The sequence below is a fragment of the Kitasatospora sp. NPDC059462 genome (assembly GCF_042749955.1).
Taxonomy (GTDB): Bacteria; Actinomycetota; Actinomycetes; order Streptomycetales; family Streptomycetaceae; genus Kitasatospora.
This window is the reverse complement of the sequence record NZ_JBHYUU010000126.1, coordinates 16,488-25,867: the sequence shown is the minus strand read 5'-3', so window position 1 is coordinate 25,867 and position 9,380 is coordinate 16,488. Positions and strand designations below refer to the sequence as shown.

11 protein-coding genes are annotated in these 9,380 nt (G+C 74.0%); 5 read left to right on the top strand and 6 right to left on the bottom strand.

The genetic code is table 11. The features are described 5' to 3' along the window. Positions 1–131: 131 nt before the first annotated feature. The 3 genes from ACFXAM_RS26845 (at position 132) to ACFXAM_RS26835 (ending at position 1,497) form a co-directional block, all read left to right on the top strand. The gene (locus ACFXAM_RS26845; protein ID WP_380294902.1) at positions 132–413 is read left to right on the top strand and encodes a hypothetical protein; all 282 of its coding nucleotides are present in this window, start codon (positions 132–134) and stop codon (positions 411–413) included. Positions 414–484: 71 nt separating this feature from the next. Continuing rightward, positions 485–829: a transcriptional regulator gene (locus tag ACFXAM_RS26840; protein ID WP_380294900.1), complete on the top strand. Its 345-nt coding sequence runs from the start codon at positions 485–487 to the stop codon at positions 827–829. Beyond that, positions 826–1,497 (top strand): nucleotidyl transferase AbiEii/AbiGii toxin family protein, encoded by a 672-nt coding sequence (locus ACFXAM_RS26835; RefSeq protein WP_380294898.1) that lies wholly within the window; start codon positions 826–828, stop codon positions 1,495–1,497. The genes ACFXAM_RS26840 and ACFXAM_RS26835 overlap by 4 nt, the downstream gene beginning before the upstream one ends. A 207-nt stretch (positions 1,498–1,704) precedes the next feature. Here the strand turns inward: ACFXAM_RS26835 and ACFXAM_RS26830 are convergent, their stop codons facing one another. The 4 genes from ACFXAM_RS26830 to ACFXAM_RS26815 all read right to left on the bottom strand — a co-directional run bounded on the left by ACFXAM_RS26830 (position 1,705) and on the right by ACFXAM_RS26815 (position 5,513). Beyond that, positions 1,705–1,980: a hypothetical protein gene (locus ACFXAM_RS26830; protein ID WP_380294896.1), complete on the bottom strand. Its 276-nt coding sequence runs from the start codon at positions 1,978–1,980 to the stop codon at positions 1,705–1,707. Then, positions 1,973–2,269, bottom strand: coding sequence for a hypothetical protein (locus tag ACFXAM_RS26825; protein WP_350567720.1), 297 nt, complete (start codon positions 2,267–2,269; stop codon positions 1,973–1,975). The genes ACFXAM_RS26830 and ACFXAM_RS26825 overlap by 8 nt, the downstream gene beginning before the upstream one ends. Positions 2,270–2,410: 141 nt before the next feature. After that, complete coding sequence (locus tag ACFXAM_RS26820; RefSeq protein ID WP_380294894.1) at positions 2,411–2,638, bottom strand: hypothetical protein; 228 nt, start codon at positions 2,636–2,638, stop codon at positions 2,411–2,413. A gap of 124 nt (positions 2,639–2,762) precedes the next feature. Beyond that, on the bottom strand, positions 2,763–5,513 hold the full coding sequence (locus ACFXAM_RS26815) for an ATP/GTP-binding protein (RefSeq protein WP_380294893.1): 2,751 nt from the start codon (positions 5,511–5,513) through the stop codon (positions 2,763–2,765). Positions 5,514–5,705: 192 nt separating this feature from the next. Between ACFXAM_RS26815 and ACFXAM_RS26810 the strand changes: the two genes are divergently transcribed. Then, positions 5,706–6,029, top strand: coding sequence for a hypothetical protein (locus ACFXAM_RS26810; RefSeq protein WP_380294891.1), 324 nt, complete (start codon positions 5,706–5,708; stop codon positions 6,027–6,029). A gap of 7 nt (positions 6,030–6,036) precedes the next feature. Here ACFXAM_RS26810 and ACFXAM_RS26805 read toward each other — a convergent pair whose 3' ends face one another. Next, positions 6,037–7,806 (bottom strand): zeta toxin family protein, encoded by a 1,770-nt coding sequence (locus tag ACFXAM_RS26805; protein WP_380294890.1) that lies wholly within the window; start codon positions 7,804–7,806, stop codon positions 6,037–6,039. A gap of 64 nt (positions 7,807–7,870) precedes the next feature. After that, positions 7,871–8,296 carry a hypothetical protein gene (locus tag ACFXAM_RS26800; RefSeq protein WP_380294888.1) on the bottom strand — a complete coding sequence of 142 codons (426 nt, stop codon included), beginning with the start codon at positions 8,294–8,296 and terminating at the stop codon, positions 7,871–7,873. A gap of 204 nt (positions 8,297–8,500) precedes the next feature. Here ACFXAM_RS26800 and ACFXAM_RS26795 point away from each other — a divergent pair, with 204 nt between their 5' ends. Next, positions 8,501–9,265, top strand: a complete 765-nt coding sequence (locus ACFXAM_RS26795; protein ID WP_380294886.1) for a hypothetical protein — start codon at positions 8,501–8,503, stop codon at positions 9,263–9,265. Positions 9,266–9,380 lie beyond the last annotated feature (115 nt).

Below are 9,380 nucleotides of genomic sequence, written 5' to 3'. Positions count from 1 at the left end.
TTGGAGTGACAGCCCTCTTCTACGGCAGCTCCGCTGCTTTGCCTACCGGCCTTGACATGCAGGCCCCACGCCTAACTGAACGGCGTTGGTACTAGGACCGGTCCCGCCCGCACGAGACTTCCGGAGGAACCGTGAGCGCCCAGCCCGTGCCCGGCCACCACGACGACCGCCAGCCGATCCCGCGCACCCAGGACGGCGTCGCCGAAGCCCTGCCCCTCGCGCAGCAGATGGAGTTCTACCGGGAGATGGGGGAGGCCGACGACACGACGATCGGCGGCGTCCTGCGCCGCTGGTGGCTGCGCGCCGAGCTCTACCAGGACCCGGAGGGCGACCGCATCCACGCCGCCGTCCGGGCCGGCACCGCCCCCGGCACCTCAGCGTCCGCGGTCCTGCGCCGTCTCGGGGCGCAGTGAGCGACCACAACGAGTCCCCGGACGAAGACGGCTCTGCGGCGGCCGGGTCGAGGGGAGGGATAATCGTCGCCATGACGCCTCTCTCGGCCGACAGCCGTTCCGGTCAGCTGGCAGCCCGCCTGCCGGAGTCTCTCGGCACCCTGGAGGGCCCTGCGGACGGTGTGGTCTCGCTTCCGCTGCACCTGGCCTGGTCGGGCCTGCGGGCCTTCGACCTGGGACAGCCTCGACAGCGGATGGGCCTGTACCGGATCCTGCTGAACGACGGGCAGCACGATGACCTGCCCCGTTTTCTCAACGGCGGCCTGCTGGTCGAGCTGTGGCCGGTACTGCGCACGCTTGTCGGCCCCTCGATCCGTACCGCGTGGGAGAGCGCCTTCCCCGAGCTCGCGACGGCCGCCCGGCCTGCAGCGGCGTGAGGCTCACCCCGCTGCACCGTCGGCTCCTCGCGGACGTCCTGGCTGTCGGTGCCCCGTACCAGCTGGTGCTGACCGGCGGCTACGCGGTCCAAGCGCACGGGCTGGCCGACCGCCTCAGCCAGGACCTCGACGTTGCCACCGAGAGCCCCGCCGCGATGAAGGAGGTCGTCGACGCCCTCACCGCAGGACTCGGCGAGCGGGGCTGGCAGACCCGTGAGGTCGAGGTCGTGCCCCTGTCGGGACGCCTGGTGGTCACCGATCCCGCGACAGGTGAAAGCTGTGAGGTGGACGTCCTCAAGGAACACCTCTGGAAGCCGGCCGTCCAACTGGAGATCGGGCCCGTCCTGCACCTCGACGACGTGGTCGGCACCAAGATGCGGGCACTCGCCGACCGCGGCTACGCCCGCGACCTCATCGATGTGAGGGCCGCCGCCCGCTGGTTCAGCCACCGCGACATGGAAGAGCTTGGTCGCCATCACGCCCGGGACGTCTTCGACCTGGCCGAGCTGCGTGACCGGCTGGCCGGCGCGGACTGGATCGACGACGCGGAGTTCTCCGCGTACGGGCTCGACGACGCCACGATCGCCGCGCTGCGGGCCTGGGCACAGGAGTGGGTAGACGACCTGGAGCAGCGGCTGGCGGCCGACGACGGTTACGAGGACGAGTAGGCGATCAGGGGCGAGGCGGCGGCTACCGGCCCGTCCCGCGTACCTGGGACAATGTCGCCGAAGCCCTGCCTTTCGCGCGGCGCATGGAGTTCTACTGGGAGATGGGCCAGTTCGGCGACACGAGGGTCGGCGGCGTGCTGAGGCGCTGGTGGCTTAGCGTCCGAGAGTGGCCCCGGGTGACGGGCCGGGCTGTGGGGCGGTGGCGTGTCAGAGGGGGATGACACGGGTGAAGCGGACGACGTGGTTGTGGGGGTCGATGACGTATTCGACCAGGCCGCGTCCGTGGGGGATCGGGATCCGGCGCCAGTCGCCGGCGCTGTCGCGGGCGGTGCTCTCCGGCAGCCACGGGTTCTCGGCGATCGCGACGGTGAGGGCGACGATCACGGAGAACAGGTCGACGGGCAGGCTGGGGTCGGACAGGGCGTCCTGGACGGCTTCGGACGGCAGGACCGGCCACAGGTCGTCCGGTTCTTCGTTACTCACCTGGCAGGTCCCCGCCCCGTTCGCGCCGCAGCCGTAGGACGTCGGCCATGGTGGTGGTGGGCAGGGTGCCGTTGCGGGCGGCGGCGATGGTGCGGTCCTGGGCGGGGTCGGTGTCCATCTCCGCTTCGCACCACCAGCGGTTCAGAACCTGTTCGGCCTGGTCGATGGGTGCTTGGCCGAGTTCGCGGTAGAACTCCATGCGGCGGCCGCCCTGCAGCGCGGCGGCGATGCCGTCGGGGGTGCGGGGCACACGGGGCTGCGGGGGCTGGTACACGGGTTGGACACTCATCGGGTTCCTCCTGCCTCTGCCTCTGGGACCACGGTATCCGGTGCCGGTCGGCCATTGGGCCGCGCCCGCGATGGCCATCCCCGGATCGGCTCCTCGCCGTAGCGGGTCCGCACCCTGCTGGGGTGCGGACCCGCGGCGTGTTCAGGAGCCGTCGCCGCGTACCAGCCGCAGTGCCGGCCGGGTGTTTTCCTGCGGTTGTTCGTCCGGCAGGTCCGCGATGACCCGCCGGATCATGGCGCGCATCTGTGCTTTGCGTTCGTCGTCGGCTTCCTCGTCGCCCTCGTAGGCGATCACGAAGCGGGCGCCGGTGGCTTCGTCTTCCCCGCTGTAGGTGCGGTACTGCGGTGTGGGGTCTGCTCTGTCCGGCACGGGGGCCTCCGGTGTTCGGGGGACCTCACCGTAGACGACCGGTCAGCGGCGGGGAAGGGCTGTGACGTCGGCGGGAAGCGGGGCCGCTGCTGCTGGACGGCCGTGTCCCGCCGACTGTCCGGGGTCAGAGGCGGAGGTGTGTGCGGCGGGCGGTGACGAGGGCGCGCCAGCGGTCGCGGACCTGGTCGGGGCCGTCGTACCAGCGGGCGGGGGAGGGGAACTGGAGCTCCTGGCCGGCCATGAAGGCCGCGATGTCGGTGTAGTAGGCGTAGTCGCGGCCGCGGGTGAGGTGGTCGAGGTCGCGGATCGCGATCGCGAGCGCGCTCTGGTTGTCGGGGTCGTCGAGGACGGCGTGGTGGAAGCAGATCGCGAGGGCGAGCGCGGCCTCGGCGGCGCGGACGCCGGAGGCGCGGACCTCGGCGCCGAGGACGTCGGCGCGTTCGGGGAGGGTGTCGCCGGGGGTGCCGGCGTCGCGGACGAGGGCGGCGATGCGGGTGGTGAGGGTGGTGGCGCGCAGGTCGAGGCCGGCCAGGAGCTGTTCGGCGAGGTGGAGGTCGTCGTCCGCGGCCTGGGGGTCGGTGAAGGCGCGGACGAAGGCGAGCTGGGCCTGGGAGGTGGCGGCCTCGCCGGCGACGCCGTGGTGTTCGGCGTCGGTGCGGGCGGCTTCGTAGGCGGCGGCGGCCTGGTCCATCTCGGCGTGGACCCACCACAGGTCGCCGAGGACGCGGTGCTGGCGGCCGGCCCAGCCGAGGTTCTGGGCGGCGGCGAGCGCGGTGGGGAAGTCGCCGTCGAGGCGGGCGAGGTGGGCGAGGCCGCGGCGGGCGGCGGGGGCGAGGCGGGTGGTGCCGGCGGCGACCTGCCGCATGCCCTGGCGGGAGGCGTCGGCGCGGCCGAGGTCGCGGTGGGCCTTGGCCCGGTAGTAGAGGGCGAGGTCGGTCAGGTCCGCGGGCAGCAGTCGGCTGTCGATGACGCGGGTGAGGCGGTCGGCGGTGTGGGTGCGGTGTTCGCGCTGGCGGGCGGCGAGCGTGCGCAGGGCCTCGACCAGGGCGTCGGCCGGAGTCTGCAGGACCGCGGTGCTGGCCAGCCCGTACCCGGTGCTCTGCCCGGGGTCGGCGGCGGGTGCGGGTGGGGCGATGGGTTCCCATACCGAGTCGGAGATGTAGGACCAGGCGGCGTCGGCGAGCCAGCCGAGGCCGAGGCGGTGGTCGCGGGCGAGGACGAGGCCCTGGCGCAGGCAGCCGGTCAGCAGGGCGCGGCCGCCGGTGTCCCGCTCGGCGGTCCACCGGCCGCCGAGCGCGTCGAGGGCGCGGGCGGCGGCGTGCTGCCAGTCCTCCAGGGACCAGCGGTCGTCGGTGTGGTCGTCGGCGCGGCGGATCGTCGAGCGCACGACGGCGTGCAGGTGGTAGGGCCACAGCGCGGCCTCGTGCTCGCGGACGAAGGGCCGCTCGGTCAGGCGCAGTGCGGCGGCCTGGCGGTCCAGGCCGGCGGCGGCGGTGGCGAGGGGGACGTCGAAGGCGTCCAGGAGGCTCGCGGCCCGCAGGACGTGGCGTTCGTCGGGGGTGAGGTCCTGGAGGGTGCGGGCGAGCAGGGCGGGGAAGTCGTGCTCGAAGTCGGTGGGTTCGGGGGTGCGGGTGCGGCGGATCTCCAGGAAGCGCAGCACGGCGAGGTCCAGGTAGAGGGGCAGGCCGTGGGAGCGGGCGGTGATGATCTGGCGCAGCTGGTCGTCGATGAGGGGCTGTCCGTCGGTGGTGAGGCGGCGGGTGAGGTAGTCCTCGCAGTCCTCGGGGCTGAAGTCGCCGATCAGGATCTGCCGGCTGACCGCCGTCCCGGCCGGACTGTTCGGGGCGGCGGATCCGGCCGGATCCGCGGCGGCCTGGTCGGCGCGGGCGGTGGGGATGTGGGCGGCGAGCTGCGGCCAGGCGGCGGGCCCGGTGAAGTCGAGCTGGCCCTGCAGCGCGGGATCGGCCCACTGGAGGCGGGAGCGGCCGGTGACGACGAACAAGGCGTTCGGCATCAGCCACACCACCCGCTGGACCAGGCGCTCCAGGTCGCGGTTGGTGCGGTCGCCGGTGTCCTCGAAGGTGTCGAGCAGCACGATGGGCACGACGGCCTTCTTTGCGGGAAGCCGGTCGATCTCGTAGGCGAGCAGGTGCGGGTAGTAGGACAGCGCCTCCAGGTCCGGCTCGGCCTCCAGGAGGTCGGCCAGGCGGGGGCAGCCGGCCAGGGCGCGGGCGGCGGCGCGGCGCTCGCGCACCGCCCGGACGGCGGCGGTGGTGACCTGGCCGACGGCGGATCCGATCGCGCCGGGCAGGCCCAGCTGCTGCGCGGCCTCCCCGAGGGCGGCCTGCAGCTGGCCGGGCAGGGCCCGTCCGGCGCGGCCGACCAGACCGGCGCGGCGCAGGTAGTCCTCCAGCGGCTCGCCGGGGTGGTTGTGCTCCCAGTAGCGGCCGAGCGCGAGGTCGAACGCGGGCAGCGGGCGGTCCAGGCCGGCCAGCGCCGCGCGCAGGGCGAGGACCAGGCGCTCGAAGTCGGTGCCGGCGGAGCGGGCGAGGTCGATGCGGACCGGCAGCAGCCGCGGTGCGGCGGGCCAGGTCGGCTCACCCCACTGCGCGGGCCGGTCCTCGGAGGCGGCGAGCGCGGCCTCGAGCTTCCGTGACAGGGTGGTTTTGCCGATCCCGCCGACGCCGTGGAAGACCAGCACGTTGCGCCGTGGCGCCTCCAGGTCCTGGACGTCGAAGTCCGGGTCGCCGGCCAGGGCCAGGTGCTCGGCGAGCGCGTCCGTCACCGTGCGCCACTGGCTCTCCCGGTTGGTGAACGCCTCGTCGGCGCCTACCCGCTCGTTCGAGCCGAACAGCGCCCGCAGGTCTCGCGCCACGTGTGCCCTCTCCCCCTGTGCCTGACCGGCCATCAACCTACGCCCTCGCCCACCGGCGGCGGTACCGGTCGCCCGGTCGGCTGGGGATGTTCTGCCGCTGGGCTGCCTGGACGACCGGGCGCGGCATCGGCTGCAGGCCCGGCGTGTGAGACTGGCGGCGACCGTGACGATCCGATCTGAGGTGGTGCCAGCGTGCCCGACCCCCGTCCCGAGGACGGCCCCGCCGAGAACACCGGCCTGCCGGCCGGCCCCGGCCCGCAGGGGCCCACCGACTCGTGGGACCGGGCGGTGCGGGTCATCACCGCAGTGGTGGCCTGGTATAGCTCGGGCATCCGCGACCTGCGCCGAGCGGTGCGGGAAGGCGCCGACCCGGCGGACCTGGACGTTCTGCTGGAGGCCCGGCAGCAGGCCATGACCGATCTCCAGTGGCTGAAGGACGGCGTGGACGCCGGGGAGGCCGCCCGCCTGGCCGACCACTACACGGCGGTCCTGGGCGAGCTGACCGGCGGGAGGTGACCGGCGCTCAGGCGGCCGGCACGGCGGGCAGGGGCCCGGCGGGCGGCATGTCCAGCGGCAGGGGCCGCAGCCGCGGTGGCAGGAGCGGGCGGGCGAGCGCCGCGATCTCCTCCACCTCCCGGCGGTGCTGCGGCAGCGCCCGGCGCACCGCTGCCTGCACGGTGAGGAAGCGTCGTGCCTCCGCCTCCGTGTATGGGCGGTTCCGCTCGCCGTGCAGCGCCCATCCCGGAGTTCCGCCGGAGTGTCCGCGACGCCACAGCGCGCGCCCGTCGCGGCCCAACACCACCAGGTCGTCCACCACGTCCGACGAGGCGGCCTGATCGACGACGGCGGCCACCGCCTCGAAGCACCGGTCGTGCCCGGCCGCCGTGGTGAACCGCGCCGGAGTTCCGTGACGCTGCGCGTCCGCGTAGCGGGCGGCGGTGCCCTGGCGGCTGTCGGCGGCGCGCACCGCCAGCGCCAAGACCTGGACGCGGTAGCCGGCGCGGTGGAACGCTTCGGCGTCGGCCAGGACGTTCCGGGCGCTGCCAGGGGCGGTCTCGATCACGATGTCGCCGCGCCGCTCGCGCACGTACGCCTGCGCCATGGCGAACCAGGCCTTGTAGTCCGCGCGGATCGCGGCCCCCGCCTCGCGCGCCTCGCAGCGCAGCAGGCCGTAGTAGTCGGGGTGCATCATCTTGAGGTCGTCGCCGGCGAGGTGGACCGTGCCGGGGCGCATCGCGCGCTTGACCATGAGCGCGATGCTGGTCTTGCCCGCGCCGGGCTGGCCCACCACGAACACCGCCACCGGCCGCTCCCGGGCGACGGTGCCGCCCAGGAGCATCGGTGCGATGTCGAGGTCGAAGATCTCGCGGTGCTCGGCCGCGGAGAGCCGGTGGAAGTCGACGCCGGGCGGCTGGCGCAGGGCCTGCGCGATCCGGCGCACCGGCTCGGACAGCGCGGCGGCCCGGCGCGCGTCTCGGGCCACCGCCAGCACGCGGTCGGCCGCCACCCGGTCCTCGGCCCGGACCAGCGCCCGCTCGGTGCGGGCCAGTTCCCGCTGGAAGCCCGCGCTCTCCACGGCGTCCCACCACCGGGCCCGCTCCGAGGCCACCGCCCGCGCCGCGCCCGGCGCCTTCGCCCAGGCGCCGCCGACGAGCTCGTTGCCGTACAGCGGCACCAGGTTGCGCCGCACCACGGTGACGCGGTCGGCCAGCATCTCCTCCTCGACCACCCGCAAGGTCGTCACCAGCGCGGCCGCGCACGCGTCGTGGTTCTCCCAGGACACGTACCGGCCCGCCCCGGTCGCCAGCGCCTGCTCGGTGTAGCGGGCGAGGACACCGAGCTGGCTCCACGCCTCGGCGCAGGCCAGCGCCACCACCTCGATGCGGTACCCGGCCGCCCGGTAGGCCGCCGCCTGTGCGCGCACCTCGGCGGCGTCGGCGAGCGCGGTCTCCACCAGCGCGTCGAAGCGGCCCTCGCGCACCCGCTCCTCCACTGCGGCCTGCCAGCGGCGCGTGTCCGAACGAACGCCGGCCCCGGCGGTGCGCACGTCCTCCTCCAGCAGCGCCGGGTAGTGCCGGTGCGCGGCCTTGTACAGGTCGGCGCCCACGCGCACCGCCCCGCCGCGTGCGTCGAGGACGGCGTGCAGCAGGTCCCCGAGGGTGGTCTTGCCGCTGCCGGGCTGCCCCGCCACGAGTACCACCACGGGCCGCTCCTGGGCCACCGCCCCGGCGGTGGCCGCCGGAAGGACCACCCCCTCCAGCACCGAGCGGCTTTCCGCCTCCGAAAGCCCCACGCGCTCCCCCTTCATCGCTCTCCCCGCTCTGACGGCCTTGTCCGCTCTTGCCTGCCGCCCATGCTCAGGACTGGCCGGCGAGCCGATCGCGGAGCTCGGAGAGCGTGGCGCCGCTGGGAACGTGGACGTACTGCGCCCAGCCGGACACGTCGTAGCCGACCTGGGCCTTGAGCGCGGGTGAGGGCAGCCGGAACGTCCGCCCGTCGGAGATGTCGATCCAGCCGTCGCCGGCCACCGATGCGGTGTAGGTGAACTTCAGCCGGCTCTGGGTGTGCCGCAGCTGGTCGCCGGGCTGGATGAGCCCGGCCTCGATCAGCGGCATCAGCGCACCGGTGGGACGCGCACCCGCAGGATCGGATGCCGGCCGCTCGCCGTCGAGCAACAGCCGCCGGAGGACATCGTTCGGCGTGTCCACCAGGGGCTCGCTGTGCCGCTGGAGGTAGGCGAAGACCTCATCGTCGATCTGGATCGTGCGGCTGGGCTGTGCCACGGGTCCCCCTCAAGGTCAATCTTTTATCTCTGAACGCCAGAGAAAAGCAGATGTGGTGTTCAGTGTATTCCCGTCGGCGTCGTCGAACCCGCGGCCGCCACCCGCAGCCGCCACGCCGCTCCAACAGCACCCCCGGGAATCGACCGACTGCAGCCGGTGTTCAATGGCTCCGCCATCACCCAAGACGGGAAGGACACCCAGCACGTGGGACGCAGAAAGCCGGGCAAGCCGCGCCGCGAACGCGGACCGGTCGAGTACACCCTGCAGCAGCTCCAGCCGCCCGGCTACGACGAGTGGCTGTCCCCCGCCCCCGGCTTCGACCCCGCACGGGCCGCCGCCGACCCCAGGCTCAGCTCCCAGGCCGTCGACCTCATGCGGCGCCTGGGCCGGCTGCGCCCTGCCTACGGTCCGAAGATCCCGCTGCAGGCCGCGTGGCTGGACATGGCCTTGGACCGTGGCGTCCTGCGGCTGCGCCGTCCGGACGGCAGCATCGGCGACCTGCCCGCCGGCGAACTCGCGGGCATGCTCGGCGGCAGGGCCGAGGTGGCGGACGTGCGGAACGCGGTGCACGAGCTCCACGCCGCCGGCATGCTCCTGGTCGAGCCGGACAGCGAGGACGCCGTGCTGCGCGTCGTCGTCGGCAAGCCCGTGAAGCCGGGCGATCCGTGGCTGTTCGGCGGGGACATCGCCAGCGACCTGGTGCCCAAGACCTGCATCCCGGGAGACCCGCAGACCCTGGGCGACGAGGAGTTCGCCGCACTCGCCTACCTCCGCTCCCACCTTTCGGAGGGCACCGCCGGCACCGCGGAGGAGTACGCCACCTTCGAGGGTGTCGGATCCGTCGAGCGTGCCCAGGAGCTGTTCGACGCCGTCGCGGACCTGGTCGGCGTCCGCGGCTGCCCGGCCTGCCCGACCGCTCACCTCTGCACGCGCGACCCCGACGCTGACACCACCGACCAGGCGGCGTGAAGCAGGGGTTGGGGCCCGTTACCACGGCCACCCCCAGTACAAGGAAGGGGAGATGAGGGGCGCAACAGGCGGCCAGGGGGTCACGGACGGGCGGGGGGGGTTGGGCCCCAGAGTG